This window comes from Streptomyces sp. NPDC050416 (assembly GCF_044458845.1).
Taxonomy (GTDB): Bacteria; Actinomycetota; Actinomycetes; order Streptomycetales; family Streptomycetaceae; genus Streptomyces.
Genome location: NZ_JBITII010000002.1, coordinates 150,457 through 165,315, shown reverse-complemented (window position 1 = coordinate 165,315; position 14,859 = coordinate 150,457). Strand labels below are relative to the sequence as shown.

At 63.8% G+C, this 14,859-nt stretch carries 9 protein-coding genes, 2 tRNA genes and 1 pseudogene; 5 read left to right on the top strand and 7 right to left on the bottom strand.

The features are described from left to right. Positions 1-22: 22 nt before the first annotated feature. From ACIBL4_RS05750 to ACIBL4_RS05740, 3 genes are all read left to right on the top strand, one after another. Positions 23-96: transfer RNA gene (locus ACIBL4_RS05750), tRNA-Met, on the top strand. 234 nt (positions 97-330) lie between these two features. Further along, on the top strand, positions 331-2,154 hold the full coding sequence (locus ACIBL4_RS05745) for a tetratricopeptide repeat protein (RefSeq protein ID WP_399406857.1): 1,824 nt from the start codon (positions 331-333) through the stop codon (positions 2,152-2,154). Positions 2,155-2,286: 132 nt separating this feature from the next. Then, positions 2,287-2,360: transfer RNA gene (locus ACIBL4_RS05740), tRNA-Met, on the top strand. 791 nt (positions 2,361-3,151) lie between these two features. Here ACIBL4_RS05740 and ACIBL4_RS05735 read toward each other — a convergent pair. From ACIBL4_RS05735 to ACIBL4_RS05720, 4 genes and pseudogenes are all read right to left on the bottom strand, one after another. Then, positions 3,152-3,292: a hypothetical protein gene (locus tag ACIBL4_RS05735; RefSeq protein WP_399406855.1), complete on the bottom strand. Its 141-nt coding sequence runs from the start codon at positions 3,290-3,292 to the stop codon at positions 3,152-3,154. Continuing rightward, a pseudogene (locus ACIBL4_RS05730) lies at positions 3,289-4,020 on the bottom strand (ABC transporter ATP-binding protein). The gene ACIBL4_RS05735 and the pseudogene ACIBL4_RS05730 overlap by 4 nt, the downstream one beginning before the upstream one ends. Positions 4,021-4,195: 175 nt before the next feature. Continuing rightward, the gene (locus ACIBL4_RS05725; protein ID WP_010047623.1) at positions 4,196-4,612 is read right to left on the bottom strand and encodes a Fur family transcriptional regulator; all 417 of its coding nucleotides are present in this window, start codon (positions 4,610-4,612) and stop codon (positions 4,196-4,198) included. A 143-nt stretch (positions 4,613-4,755) separates the two neighbouring features. Then, positions 4,756-5,148 carry a cyclic nucleotide-binding/CBS domain-containing protein gene (locus ACIBL4_RS05720; RefSeq protein WP_399406853.1) on the bottom strand — a complete coding sequence of 131 codons (393 nt, stop codon included), beginning with the start codon at positions 5,146-5,148 and terminating at the stop codon, positions 4,756-4,758. A gap of 751 nt (positions 5,149-5,899) precedes the next feature. Between ACIBL4_RS05720 and ACIBL4_RS05715 the strand changes: the two genes are divergently transcribed. Beyond that, on the top strand, positions 5,900-6,373 hold the full coding sequence (locus ACIBL4_RS05715) for a hypothetical protein (RefSeq protein ID WP_399406851.1): 474 nt from the start codon (positions 5,900-5,902) through the stop codon (positions 6,371-6,373). A gap of 46 nt (positions 6,374-6,419) precedes the next feature. Then, on the top strand, positions 6,420-8,354 hold the full coding sequence (locus ACIBL4_RS05710) for a hypothetical protein (RefSeq protein WP_399406849.1): 1,935 nt from the start codon (positions 6,420-6,422) through the stop codon (positions 8,352-8,354). Positions 8,355-8,695: 341 nt separating this feature from the next. On the opposite strand, the gene ACIBL4_RS05705 is transcribed toward ACIBL4_RS05710, so the two are convergent. From ACIBL4_RS05705 to ACIBL4_RS05695, 3 genes are all read right to left on the bottom strand, one after another. Then, the gene (locus tag ACIBL4_RS05705) at positions 8,696-9,796 is read right to left on the bottom strand and encodes an MrcB family domain-containing protein (protein ID WP_399406847.1); all 1,101 of its coding nucleotides are present in this window, start codon (positions 9,794-9,796) and stop codon (positions 8,696-8,698) included. A gap of 237 nt (positions 9,797-10,033) precedes the next feature. Further along, a complete protein-coding gene (locus ACIBL4_RS05700; RefSeq protein ID WP_399406845.1) occupies positions 10,034-11,758 on the bottom strand; it encodes a response regulator receiver domain in 1,725 nt (574 codons plus the stop codon). 74 nt (positions 11,759-11,832) lie between these two features. Next, positions 11,833-14,832, bottom strand: a complete 3,000-nt coding sequence (locus ACIBL4_RS05695) for an ATP-binding protein (RefSeq protein ID WP_399406843.1) — start codon at positions 14,830-14,832, stop codon at positions 11,833-11,835. Positions 14,833-14,859 lie beyond the last annotated feature (27 nt).

Below are 14,859 nucleotides of genomic sequence, written 5' to 3'. Positions count from 1 at the left end.
GATACGGTTGTGAACACAACGGCGCGGGGTGGAGCAGCTCGGTAGCTCGCTGGGCTCATAACCCAGAGGTCGCAGGTTCAAATCCTGTCCCCGCTACTGAAATCGCGAAGTCCGAGTGACGGAGCGACCACGAAGGCCCGGATTCCACAATGGAATCCGGGCCTTCGTGATGTGTGAACGCATGTGCTGGCACAGGCTGCGGCCGCGCCGCCGGGGGGAGTTGGGGGATCTGTGTTTGACTTGTCTCTCTGTGGGCATGTCGACAAAACGCTGTAGTGACCTCACTGGCTGCGGTATACCAGGTGTACCCAGGTTGCAGGTGGTGCGACGATGGACGTTATGGGGGACAAGGCAACTCTGTTCGAGACAGGGCGTTTTGTGCAGCCTTCCAACCGGGAGGACACCGACACCCCGGACGAGACCGGGGAGATCGCCGACGAGGCGGCCGAGGAGCTGCGTCAGCGGCTCGCAGCTGAGGCCGGCGACGTCGAGGCGATGAGTGTCCTCGGGGCCATGCTGCTGCGCCGTGGCGATCTCGACGGTGCCGAACCCCATCTGCGCGCCGCCACCGCCGCGGGCGACCGGGCCGCCGCCAACAACCTCGGAGTCCTTCTCCACCAGCGCGGATACGCCGACGAGGCCGCCGGCTGGTGGCGGATCGCCGCCGTCGCCGGATCCGCCGCGGCCGCGCACGCCCTCGGGCGGCACCACCGCGAGCGCGGCGACGAACCCGCCGCCGAGTACTGGCTGCGCCAGTCCGCGGAGCAGGGCCACACCCTGGGCGCCTACGCCCTCGCCGATCTGCTGGAGCACCGCGGTGACGCCGGGGCCGAGAAGTGGCTGCGGGTCGCGGCCGAGCGCGGGCACCGGGAGGCGGCGTACCGCCTCGCCCGGGCGCTGGACCGGAAGGCGACGCGGGACACCGGCGGCGACAACGCTGTCCAGGTGCCGGACGAGGTCGAGCAGTGGTACCGGCAGGCCGCCGCGCGCGGCCACCGGCGGGCCGCCCTGCACCTCGGGACGATCCTGGAGAAGCGCGGCGAGCTCAAGGAGGCCGGACGCTGGTACCTGACGTCCGCCAAGGACGGCGAGGCACGGGCCGCCTGCGCGCTCGGGTTCCTGCTGCGCGACGCGGGCGACACCGAGAACGCCGCCGTGTGGTGGCTGCGGGCCGCCCAGGACGGTGACGGCAACGCGGCGAACGCGCTGGGCGCGCTGCACGCCGAGCGGGGCGAGACCCAGACCGCCGAGCGCTGGTACCGGGCCGCCATGGACGCGGGCGACGTGAACGGCGCCTACAACCTGGGGCTGCTCTGCGCCGAGCAGGGACGCACCGCGCAGGCCGAGCAGTGGTACCGGCGCGCGGCCTACGCGGGGCACCGGGAAGCCGCGAACGCGCTGGCCATCCTGTTGCTGCGAGCCGGGGACGAGGCGGGCGCCGAGCCGTGGTTCTCCAAGGCCGCGGAGGCCGGGAGCGTGGATGCCGCCTTCAACCTGGGCATCCTGCACGCCGGCCGGGGCGAGGAGCAGGCCGCGTTGCGCTGGTACGAGCGTGCCGCGGCCGCCGGGCACACCGAGGCGGCGCTCCAGGTCGGCATGGCCCGGCTGCGGGACGGCGACGAGCAGGAGGCCGAGCGGCATCTGCGGTGCGCGGCCGGGGGCGGGAGCGCCGAGGCCGCGTACCGGCTGGCGACCGTGCTCGACGCGCGCCGGCCGCCGGAGCCGGCGCACGAGCTCGGGGAGCCGGTGCACCGGCGTAGCGAGTGCGAGGAGTGGTACGAGAGGGCGGCCTCGCAGGGGCACCGGCGGGCGCAGGTGCGGGTGGGCATGCTCGCCGCCGCCCGGGGGGACGTCGTCGAGGCGGCTCGGTGGTACCGGGAGGCGGCCGAGGCCGGGTCCCGCAACGGGGCCTTCAACCTCGGGCTGCTGCTGGCCCGGGAGGGGAGTGAGCCCGAGGCGGCGGTGTGGTGGACGCGGGCGGCTGACGCCGGGCACGGTCGGGCGGCGTTGCGGCTGGCCCTGGTCTACGCGCGTCGGGGGGAGCTGGCGGAGGGGCAGCGGTGGGCTGACCGGGCGGTGTCGCTGGGGCCGGAGTCTGTGGCGGAGCGGGCGGCTCGGTTGCGGGATGCGCTCAGGCAGGAGCTGTCGGCGTGACCCTGCTCTGGAGTGGCAGGTGCTCGGCGTTGATGCCGCTGCCGGGTGGGTGCGCAGCCCGGCGCTGCGGGGTGCCGCTGCGTAAGCGATTTGCATCCGTCCTGCGCGTTGACGTAACGTTGCATTCACCGACGCGGGGTGGAGCAGCTCGGTAGCTCGCTGGGCTCATAACCCAGAGGTCGCAGGTTCAAATCCTGTCCCCGCTACTGAAGGCCGAGGGCCGGAATCCGAAAGGGTTCCGGCCCTCGGTGTGTTCACCGGCGAGGGCCCACCGCCTCCCCGTAGAGGGAGCGGGTCACCGTCCGCGACCAGTCCATCCGGAGCGACGGCGTCGAGCGCAGGATCGTCTCGTCCGTCTTCAGGAGCTCGCCGGGTATGTGACGAAGGTCTCGTGCTTCTGTGGTCGGCCGCGAAGTAGGTGTTCACCGTGCGGATGTACGCGCGCAGCAGGGCCACGCCCGCGTCCACGTCGCCGTTCAGCAGGCGCGGGCCGTAGAGCCTGCCGCCCCGGCTCGCCGGGCGGTTGGCCGCCCAGGAAGGCGTAGCCGGGTTCGCCGTCGACCCGGCGCCACACCGGGTCGAGCAGCCACGCCGAGTCGACGCCGCCGTGCTGTTCCAAGGCCTGCTCATGGGGAGGCGATGACGGGAGCCCTTGCTGATCATCGTGTCGAGCTTCCGGCCGGCCATCCGGACGGCGGTCGCCGTCTCGCCGGCCTTCAGCCGGACCCACAGGCCGCTCTTGGGCTTCGGGTCGGGCGAGAAGTTCCCCGCGACCCAGCTGATGATGAAGCCGCCGCGGATGCCGTTCATGACGGCTGGCTCCGGGGCCGCCCACAGCGCGTCGACCTCGCCCTTGGCCAGGAGCGGGAGTGCCTCGGGCGTCGGCAGCACCTTGAGCGTGACGTCCAGGCCTTCCTTGGCGAACTCGCCCTTGTCGAGGGCGACGCGCAGGGGCGCCACGTACTCGGCGCCGAGTGTGCCCGTCGCGATGGTCAGCTCACGGGGCTCGGAGAGCCGCTGGGCGGCGGGGAGCCCGGGCGGCGCGGCGGCGGTGATGGGTGCGTGCGGGGTGCAGTTCGCCGGGGTCCGGGCGGCGGATCAGGACCGAGGGCTTCGTCCCGGGGGCGACCGTGGTCATGCCGGCACCGCCTCCTTGCGCAGCAGGTCCCAAGCTCGCTCTTCAGCGCGGTGAACTCGGTGGTGGCGCGGACGTCGCCGGTGCGCGGGCGCGGGAAGGGCGGGCGGCGCACGGCGATGATCCGGCCCGGGCGGGCGGGCGGACATCACCAGGACGCGGTCGCCGAGGACGATCGCCTCCAGGCTGTGGGTGATGAACAGGGTCGTCGTGCGCAGCGCCTGGGTGATCTCCAGCAGCTCGTCCTGGAGGATCGTGCGGAGCTGGGCGTCCAAGGCGGCGAAGGGCTCGTCCATCAGCACCAGTTCGGGCTCGACCGCCAGGGCGCGGGCGAGGGGGACGCGTTGCCGCATTCCGCCGGAGAGGGCCGCCGGATAGGCGTGCGCGAAGTCGGCGAGGCCCGTGCGGGCCAGCCAGTCGGCGGCCCGGGCGTTCGCCTCCCGGCGTGGGACGCGCTGGACGTCGAGACCGAAGCGGACGTTGGCCTGGACGGTCTTCCAGTCGTAGATGCCGTAGTCCTGGAAGATCATTGCCGCCGGGCGCGGACTGGACGTGCGGATCTCCAGCGTGCCGGTGCTGGGCCGGAGCAGACCGGCGGTGATGCGCAGCAGGGTGGACGTGCCGCAGCCGGAGGGACCGACGAGGCAGACGAACTCGCCCGGCGCGACAGTCAGGTCGAGGGGGCCGAGGGCGTCGACCGCGCGAGGGCCCCGGCCGAAGGTGCGCGTCAGGTCGTGGGCGGTGACTTTCGGATACGGCTCTCCCGCTTCGGTCTCCTCGCGGAGTGCGGAACGGACTGGTGGATGCCGTGACGATATGACTGGCCGTCAGGTACTGGAAGTCCGCGGACAGCGCGAAGCCCCGGCGCTCATCCGTGCCGGGGCTTCGCGTGAGAAGGCGAGGAGGCTAGGCGGCCGCGCAGTTCGGGCAGACGCCGCGGTACGTCACCTCGACGTCGGAGACCGTGAAGCCGAAGCGCTCCGAGTCGGGGAGGTCCGCCAGCGGGTTGCCGACCGGGTGCACGTCGCGGATCGCGCCGCACTGGGCGCAGACCAGGTGGTGGTGCGGCTGGTGGGCGTTCGGGTCGTACCGCTTGGCGCGCTGGTCCGTGGAGACCTCGAGCACCTCGCCGAGGGACACGAGCTCACCGAGCGTGTTGTAGACGGTCGCCCGGGAGATCTCGGGCAGCTTGGCGACGGCCCGGGCGTGGACCTCGTCGGCCGTCAGGTGGACGTGTTCGCCGTCGAGGACCTCGGCCACGACGCGCCGCTGCGCGGTCATCCGCCATCCGCGTCCGCGCAGCCGTTCCAGAAGGTCACTCATGGCTACCAGCCTAACAGCAAAGGCGACCAGGTCGCGAACAGGTGTGGAGTTAGAGTCCTGCTTGCTTTAGACGGCATCTAACTCTGGCTGGAGTGCGGTGGAGGCGGCCCGGGCCCCTTCGGGGGCCCGGGCCGTTCGTGCTGTCAGGCGGGTACCTGCTGACGTGCCGGGGCCCAGCAGCGGATGATGTCGCGGACCGAGACGACGCCGGCCGGCTCGTCGCGGTCCAACACGATGAGATGACGGAAACCGCCGTGCGCCATGGCGGCGGCCGCCTCCTCCAGGGTCCAGGCGGGGGTGGCGAACACGACGTCGGTGGTGGTGTGGGCGTGGACGAGTTCCGTGTCCGGGTCCTGCCCCTGGCCCACGGAGATGAGGATGTCGCGTTCGGTGAGGATGCCGATGCCGCCGGCGTCGGGGTCGTGGACGATGGCCGCGCCGACCTTGCGGGCGGCCATCAGTGCGGCGGCCTGGCGGAGTGTGTGGGTCGGGCCGATGGTCAGGACGACGGTGCTCATGGCGTCACGGACGAGCATGGATGGGCCTCCTGGGGGTGTCCCCGCCGTTTGTTCATGCTTTCACAAGTTCACAAGCGGGCGGACTCCCAGGGTGGCAGGCAAAGGGAGGGTCAACAAGGGGGCGCTCGGTAACAGGGGGCGCGCTCAGCGGGGGTGGTCGCTCAGCGGTGGTGGTCACGCGGTGGGGTGGTCGCTCAGTAGCGCTGGTATTGATCCGCCCGTCCGGCGGGGTGCGGCTTTGGGCCGCACCCCGCCGGAGACCAGCGCGGTTGCTGTCCACGTTGGTCGTTGTTGGTGGTCGTCGGCCACCCTCAGGCGGCCCTCAGACGGCCCAGGGAAGGCAACCGCGGCAGCTTTACAACGGGCTCCGTCCACAGCTGCGGCCTGCGGTTTCTCATTCCTCTGCCACTACTGGGGGAACGTCTGGGGGAAGCAGTGCCTGCTTCGCGACCACCCCGCGAGAGGTGGCCCCGCCCGCCGGCGTCCGGCAGATATACGAGATCAGTGCGAGAGCTTCGCCTGCCACGGGCACGGAGATCAGTGGAGGGACGAGCCCGCTGACTGCCATCGGCTGCGTCCTAGCCCGGATCATCCCTCGGCTGCTGGCGAATCGGCCGCATATAACACCTTGGTGATCAGTTCTACCGTCATACATAGATGACCCTTGTGTCCAATATAACCTATATGCATACTTGAATCCATGAATGCGCGCTCGACAAGCGCAGATGCGCTGCTCCGCCTCTGGTCGTGGGCAGGTCAAACCGGCCACATGAAGAAGTCCACGTCCGGCCAGTACGCCATGGTCTGTCGGCGATTCTTGGCCCCTCTCGGTCATCCGGAGGGCATCGACATCCGTGATCTCGATATTGATGATGTTGTACGGGGCTTCCATGACAGCTCAACAGGGCTGCAGGAGTCGACACAAGAGATGTACGAGAAGACGTTCCGTCGAGCCGTCTCCTCCTTTCTGGAATATGTGGATGATCCTGCTTCCTGGAGCCCTCCCAACAGGTCACGGGCTTCCGCGGACCGTCCACCATCCCGAACACCTGCCCAACCAAGGCGGCAACCGCCACTCGATACGCAAGACAAGAGTCCGCATATCACCATCCCGATCCATCTACCCACTGGACGCAACGCCCAGTTGGTAATACCGCCCGAACTAACAGAAGTGGAAGCAGAGTTGCTGGCCAATGTCGTCTCGGTGTATGTGCAGGGCCACATACATAGGGCTGCGACCTAGTGGCCTGCAGAGAATGGGAGGGCGTTAGATGCCAAAGTATGTTCACGTGCCCACCGAGGCCGTTCTTCACCTCATCCGTCAGGCCTATGAGGCAGGCGGCCCCTACCAGTGGGCCCGCGAGGCATGGAAGAACTCAGAGGAGAGCGGCGCCACAATAATCCAGTTTGGAATCGAGGAACAGGCCGCAGAGAGCTTGGGCGTCCTCCGACGCACGATCATGGACAACGGGGAGGGAATGAGCGATGAGGATCTACCGGTGTTCCTCACCGCATTCGGAGGCGGTGGCAAGCCCATCGGGGTTGACGGCAACTTCGGCCAAGGGTTCAAGTCCTCGGTTCTGCACTGGAACCCCTTCGGCGTCGTGGTGATCAGTTACACGCCACAATGCCCGGACGGCGCCATGTTGTGGATCTATCGAGACCCGAAAGGAAACTATGCCCTGAAGGAGTGGGAGACTGAAGATCAGAACGGTGAGTTTACAGGCATGCGGGAGGTGGTCGTACCGTTCGCGGACGAAGAGCACGGATGCGATTGGAGCAAGATCCGACCTGACTGGATGAAAACGGGCACGATAATCGTCCTTCTCGGATCTGGACCACATTGCGACACGTGGATGGGGGATCAGGACCCCTCCAGGCGTGAGACCGTGGACGGCCTCGTCCGCTTTCTCAACAGCCGGCTCATCGAGATCCCGAAGCGTGACGGCAAGTCGATCGAGACCACAGTCATCGATTCATACACGAAGCTGGCCAGGGGACGACGGGAGACCAAGGACAAGACCGTGACCTTGCCGGACGGCGAAGCCAGGGTGTGGCGCCCACGGCGCGTCCATGGCCTACGGCACTTCATCCCCGATAGTGCGGTTCGCGGCACCGTGACCGTTGATGATCACGGGACCAAGGTCGACTGGTTCTACGTGCCGGAGCCTAATGCGCCGGTGGGCTACACCGCGGACTACATCGAACAACTGCCAGTTGTCGTCGTCGACTACCAAGGCGAGGCATACCACGCTGACAGGAGCAAGAGCCGGTACAGGCAGTTCGGTATATCGGACGAGATCATGCGGCGCACCTGGCTGATCATCCGCCCTCCGGTATTCAGTGATGCCCATCCCACGAGATGGGGTGTGCTCACGCAGGCTTCTCGACACACCCTCATCGTTAAGGGTGAGATGGACTTGCCTTGGGAACAGTGGGGAAATGCCTTCTGGGACCAGTTTCCCGAGGAACTACAGAAAGCGCAGGATGCGGCGCGGGCTAAGGAGTCCTCGCCCGGGGTTTCGCTGATGGCCAAGAACCTGGCCAGGATTTTCGACCGCCTGAACCCGAGGTTCAAGGCACCGCGCATAGTCAGTTCGACGGTAGGCAGGGTAATGGGAGAGCCGACCGGTTCTTTCGCAGGAACTCCAGGCACGCGAAGCAGCGGACCCAGCACCGGCAGCGGAACGCACGGAGGTCCAGGTGGCACGGCAGGGTCCCGACACATTCTCGCACCCGCGACGAGCGGTCGGGTAACTGGCGCCTCCACTCCCGTACGCGGTGGCTACCCGACCTTCAAATGGAAGCCCTTCGACGCGGATGAGGACAAGTATCTCGCGCGCTACGAGCGGAAGGAAACGGTCAAGGAAGGCGGCGTAGAGTATCGCGGTGTCGTCTACCTGAACCGCAGGCATCCGGTATTTCGCCAGGAGCTCTCCTACTGGGAGGGTGTCTGGCCGAAGGCCGACACCGCTAAGGTTCAGGCACTGGTCGAGGAGGTTTACGGTGAGGAGGCCGTCGCGCACGTGGTCCATGCTCAACGGCTGGACGGCACTCCGCTGACGAAGACCGAAGAGGGCGAGCCTCAATTCATCGGAGGCCACGACGTTGAAGAACTGATTACGCCTACGGCACTCTCTGCCGCACTTCTCGGCCTCGTCAATGTTGAACAACGAATGCACACCCGTGGTGGCCATCGGTTCGGTCCGCGCGTCCATGCATGATGTTGAATCAGGCTCTTGGCGTTAGGAATCTGCTGGGCCTCTCACCACTGTGCAAGCGGCGCCCTCGATGTGAACTACGGGCGGAGCGGTCGTTGAGGTCTGCTGGGCTGGCCAGGCGGGCAATAAGAGACGCGTACGGCGAGGACCAGTCGGTGGGGTTGCTGTACTTCTCTGCTGTGCTGCAACGACTCCGGAGGGCCCGTGCAACGCGAGTGTCTGCACAGGTCAGCTGGCTCTCTTTCCCTCGTCGTGGCGCGCCTGTCCACAAATAGGCCACGGCTGAGGAGCCAGCTGCTCAAGGGTTGGTCGTTGTGGGTCGTCCGCAGCCGCGCTCGCCGGGATCACAGGCCCGTTTGGTGTATGTACGACACGACGGTGAGGCTGTCGTCGTCGATGAGCCACGGCGACGTGCAGTGCAAAGTGCCGCCCGCGGCCAGGGGCGGATCCATGTTGCGATCGAGGTCGATTGAGTGCACGACCACGAGTGCGTTGTTTGGGGCGAACTCACGCTGTCGCTCGACTTCCGCGCGGGTCAGGATGACTTGGGAGCCGTCTGATGTCGTTCCCTTGACCTCCACGTGCAGCTTCTCTCGCCCCCGGCTCAGATGGAGATCGTAGGACTTCGTGGCTCCGACGTCCTTGACGGACCATCCCTGTGCCTTGAAGTACTCCGATGCGGCACGCACGCTATGGAGTTCGATGGCACGGCGCTCAGCGGAGGTGAGCACGAAGCCCTGGCCGGTGAGACGGGCCGAGCGCCTGCCTGCCGTTCTGGCGGCGCTTTGCGTGGCCTCGACGACCTCAGGGGCCATGTCACCGGGCACGTATGGGGCCTTGCCTTCAGCCCGGTACAGTGTGCCCAGGAGCGAAGCCATGTACAGCAGGTCCCTGGTGAGTGCATCCGCGTCCGGCAATGCGTCGCGTCGGTACTCAATGGCTACGACGTTGCCGGCTTCGTAACCACGCCCCAGCGGCGATCGTGCATTGAGCTTGATCGAGGGCACCAAATCCTCACGCTCAACCATCTGCGTGGCGATGAGGGGACGGGCCCAGTCAACACGGCTCTGGAGCTCCACTGGCCTCCGCGGCTTGAACTCGCCTCCATCCCAGACAGTCGTTCCCTGCATGAGCGACAGATAGACGCGATCACCCGGCGAGCTGAACAGGTAGGCGATGTACCAACCCGTTGTTGAGCTTGAAGACCGATCCAGTGCATACACACGGGTCCACGGCACTTCCGCCTTGAGCCCTGTTGCGTCTCGCCCTTCGATGCCCACATTGTCGAGTGCGAGGCCTGCAGCCTGGGCTATGGCCTGCTGACGTTCCCTCAGCCAGTCGGGGATCCCGTGGCGGATCACCACTCCGCGGCGCTGCATCTCCTTGGTGTTCTTGGCCTGCCATACCTTTTGGAGGTCCAGGACCTCTCCCAAGAGCTCATCCACAGCGGCAGCCTAGTCGGAAGGTATGACAATCGGAGGGCGGTCTCCTCGGTCCGCGGTTAGCTCTGGCGTGGACTGAATCACGGCTGCGATGGGCGGCATGGCGCTTAGAGGTCGCCTGGTGCTTGCGGTGCAACAGAACACCCATCTACGCGAAAACGCTGCAGCGACAGGCGGGCAGGCACCCGTTACAACAACACCTGGGCGGCCACGGCATGCCGCCCGGGTGTCGTTGTCGATTTATTTAGCGCCGCCCTGCCCCGATTGACGCTTACTGGCCGTACGCAGAATATATGCTTCGTCGAGTCCGACCCGACTGGACGCAGCGCCGAGATCGTGCAACTTTCGGTGAGCATGCTGAAACCGTAGTTCAGCCACCCACACCCACGGCTTCCCATCAGTATCGAAGAAGACGAACTGGGGGACTTTTCCTGGTCTCTTCTTGGAACGCACGACGCCACCTTCATCGCCAGCAAAGGTGTGTCGCACTGTGTCGTAGTGCTTGTCGGTGGCGAAAGCGAGGTAGAGACGTTCCCCTTCGGGGCTCAAGGCGACCAGGTCATACCGGTCTGTTGAAGAAACCGAATCAAGCGCCACGAACGGAAATGGCCGTGCATCGCCAACTCGCACTGTGTCGCACAGCGGCATGGAGCAGAGCAGATATACCTTCTCTCTCCCATTCCTTCCTCGAACGATAGTGCCTTCTGTCAGGATTGGGGTGCGGTCACCAGGGAACGGAGAGGGATCATTGCGTGCGAGGCATGTGAGACGAGCGAAATCGTAGTCCAGCAATTCGGCGGAACCATCAGATGTAAGTATTGCAGTGATGGACTCCTTGTACTCTTTGCCGAGGTTAAACTTGTGGCCAGCCTTCGCTTGATTGGTTACTTCGAAGACGCCGCGGTGACTGTCGCCTGTCACGACATTTATCAGGTCTTCCTTGGACATGACGACGTCGTTCTTCTTGATTTTGAACTCGATTTTATCGGCTATGTGCTCTGCTGCCCAATGTGCAATCGCCTTCGGCTCCATCCACCTCCGCACGTCTGCACTGTCCAACAGCGTCTTTATCTCATCTGCGACTAGCCGTACGACGAGCTCTTCACTCTCTGGACCACCTTCGTAGAAGCGGTGAGAAAGGAAAGGCCTGTCAAGTTTGGCTCCGAACCGGGTAAGGAGTCTGTGAGCGTCAGCTCGAACCGCGGCGAGCGAGGCGACAGCAACATTGCTGACGAGTCCAGATGTCAACGCGGCGAATTCCTCCACCAATCTCTGAGGAAGCTCTCCTTCGTCAAGCTGAATCCTAGAATTGTTGCCCTCTAGGCTTAGCCCACCTGCCTTCGCGAGCACGACGACCCGCATGCAGCCGCAGTTCAACCAACGTGAGGTTTCTTCGGCGTTCGATGAGGAGATGACCAGATCGCCAAGCTGATCTCTAATCGCAAGGAATACCTCGTCGAGGTTTGGATGACTGGTGTAGAAACACACCAGTCGAAGACGGCCTTGGCCTACCTGGTCCTCTGCTGTCACTTCGGAAAGCAACCGCAACGCCGCTTGCCCGTCGCCGGCATCGTTGAGCTGCCAGTCGAGGACCAGCACGTCGGCCCGGCGTGCAGCCCTCACGAGTCGCCTGTCAAGCGTGCCGTCATCCTGCTCATCCTGGTTGGGCCGAAGGACCGCGCAGGTTAGACCAATGTCGGCACTTGCATCCGTCAAGACTGAGACGTCCAGAGTGGTGCCGCCAGGCTCGAATTCAGGGGCTAGTTCCTCCAGCGGCTCATCAGAAGCGCCGCCAAATTCGGGTTCGACCAGCTGTGTGACCTTTTCCTGCTCGTTATAGGTGGCCCGGTCATCAACCACGACGATTGTGTGAAGGAACTCTTGAGCCGCACGTATGCACAGGTCCCGGTAGTTTTCCGCGGAATCTATGGGGTGCACTAAAGACGACAAAGTGGTCGCTGTCATCTATGCGGTCTCCTGTCAAGCGGGTCAGCGGCGAAATTCGTTCGTGGAGGTACCGGACTAAGCTCATACCGGTGTCATTGATCCAACTCCAAGGCCAACGTATCGGCGACTTCTTGATCAGGTGTCGCCTTCAGGGATTCTTCTTTGGGTTCTCCCAGTATGAACCTAGCCCCGCCAAGTGGAGATGTTGAAAGGGACAAGGTCCAAGACTCCTTGCGAAGAACATCGCGGCTGATGTGAAGCCCCATTCCCCGACCATTGGGTTTCCGGGAGAATCCCAGATCGAAGATTCGCGGCTGGTCTACCGTGGGGACTCCCGGCCCATTGTCTTCAACAAGCCATTCGCCGCGCCTGTGATCGAGACGGAGAAGGCGTGGGTTTCCTCGCGTGCCTAGCCAGTAGATCGCATTGTCGACAAGGTTGACGAAGACTGGATAGAGTGTAGAGGGGTAGGCTCGCACTTTTGCGGAGCGGAAAGCTTCCGTCGCTTCAATCTGGATTTGTTCCTGCGAGATCCGTTCTTGGAATAGATCAAGAAGGAAGCGTTCGACTTCGGCGCCCTTCATTACAGTGTCACGCCTATAGAGTCGCCTGTTGAGCGGTGTGAATAGGCGAAGGTATGCGTCTAGATGCTCGAAGCTAGCCCGAAGATCCGTGTAGACCGGGCGCAGAGCTTTATTGGCGTCTGCCCACGAGCGAAGTCGACGCAGATTGTTTCGCACAGCTCGGATGCTTGAGGAGAACTCGTGATTGATGACCTGCAGTGCCAACCCGAGCTGTGCTAGTTCGAGGTCCTCGTCAGCCCTATCTCTGAGAGCAACGACTTCTTGCTCCAGGCTCCCGATGACATCGACGAAGTCTCCTTGAGCAGTATCCGACATCGACCCAAGAGCTGTGTCGACACGTTCCGTCAGATGGTTAAGGGCTAGGAGCTCCTGCGAAAGAGCTCTATCGATTGTGTCCTCTAGAGCTCGCCGGATGTCTGCGATTTCTTGATCGCTGGAATTATCGGTGTTGACGCTTGCCAATTCTAGGAGGACTAGCCGCGTCGCTTCCTCGAAAGATTTGCGATTCCGATTGGCTTGGCCGAGCAAGCTGTCCCGCATCGTCTCGACACGTTCACTTGTTTGTCGATGTGCCCGAGTGAGTGCATTCTGGGCATCGGAGATGCGCGCACTAATGCCAGCTTCTAGGCGCCGGCGCCTGTCAAGGGCAGAGCCCAAGCGTTCAGCTGCCGCGGAGCTACGCCTTTCGACCTCTCGACGGGTTTCACTAAGCAACCCGCGTTCCATGGTTTCAAATTCGCGTTGGTAGATGTCCCAGTCTTGGGCGACGCTCTTAGGAATCGCGACGCCGCGCGGCTTTGACACGCGATACTTGCTTCGAATTTCGACCACCGCGCGAAGTGCGCGTGTCTCGGCCAGAACGACCTTCTCGGAGGCTCTAGCAGGATCCCCTTCCGTCGCAGCCTCAGCGAGAGCCGCCTCGAGTTCCGCCAAGATGGACGCTGCCTCGCTCTCCGGCTCACCTTCGTTGAGGCGCCTTTCGGCAAGGTATAGTTCTTTTCGGAAATCAGCTTTCCGAGTCCGCGCTTGTTTCTCGTGGCGCTGGCGAGCTTCGGCCTCGCGCTCAAGTTCCCTGCGAGTAATGCGCCAAGAATCATCCGTGCTATCTTCGCGAAAGAAGTCCCGGGCTGTCTGCACGAGAAAGTTTTGCAGAAGGTCCCTGAACTCCCGATATGCCGCATTGGCTCGGAATCCTTCTCGACCAGCTTTTTCCTGAAGGCGGAAGTTCGTAGAGCTGTCAATGCCTACCACACCGAACATACGCCGGTGGGACCAGAAGTAATCGGAGGCGCTCTTGCTGCGCTCGCGCTCAATGTCCAGCCAGTCGAAATCGCTACGCCCGTAAGGGAGCATACGAACCCTGTCTCGGTAGACGTAGAGGCCTCCTACGCGGGCGAGCTTGCGTGCCAAGCGGTTGAAGTCCTCCTCTCCCAAGCGAGACTGACTCTTCTTGCCCTGCACGTATGCGAGGTGCAGTTCGAACCCGCCGCAGAGCGTCTTATTTCCGCGGGAGCCCGACCATGGGACCACATGCGTGACGGGCTCTTCCCCGTAGACTGACACGCGGCCAGTAAATTGGCCGTACTCATCAAAGCGTCCGGAGATCTGATGGTCCGCAAGTTGGAAGTCTTCGGGTGTGAAGAACTCGCCATCACCTATGACATCGAAAGCAATCTCTCGTGATCGGTGATCGTAGAAGTGTGCGACCATGGGTGGTCGAGGGTTTCCAGGCACCATCGTGTCGCTGAACCCAATGAGCGTGCTAAAAAGCGGTGACGCTTCCTGGTCATCCCTTGTGTTACCGCTGATGTCGAAAGCCAGCATTTCATCAGTCGGCGTGATCCAAAACTGTGTTCCGGGTGTCTTCCGAAGATCTGGCCCCGACATCCTGCGGGATAAGGCTGCAGGATCTAGCGTGTCGAGCTCTGAAATCTCGCTCCGTACCGTGCGCGCAATACTCTCGGGGAGTTTCCCTTCTAGCTCTTGCAGGTTTTGAAGAACGGCACTTGCCAGTTTCCGAACGTCATGGCGCTCAGGCAATCGCCCAATGGGGATTTGATGAACCGGGATCTCAATGTCCTCAAGATCGATGCCTGGTGCGGTGAACAGTGTCCAATTGACAAGCGCGAAAGTTAGAAACGAATCTTGATCATTCCGCGTTAGGACTAGCACTTGGGGGCCGACAGCTGCGACCGCCAATCGACCGATTCCTTTTTCGCCCAAAATGGGGCGACGATCTTTCGCGCTTACAGGCGGGACAAAGTCGGCGTTGACTTTACTCTCGGTTCCCACCACGAGCCACTTGTCGAGGAAATCGCGACGCGTCATGCCGAACCCGTCGTCGCGAATAACCAGAATGTTATCCTCGCGGAAGAAGTCGCCTACGACGTTCTCTGCGTAGGCGTCGTGTGCATTCTTGAACAGCTCATTGATTGCCGTGGGGATGCCGGCGATCTGTTGACGCCCGAGCATATCAACCGCGCGAGCTCGGGCTTTAAATGTAGCCATCTGGCACAGACCTCCGGTTTTATTTTC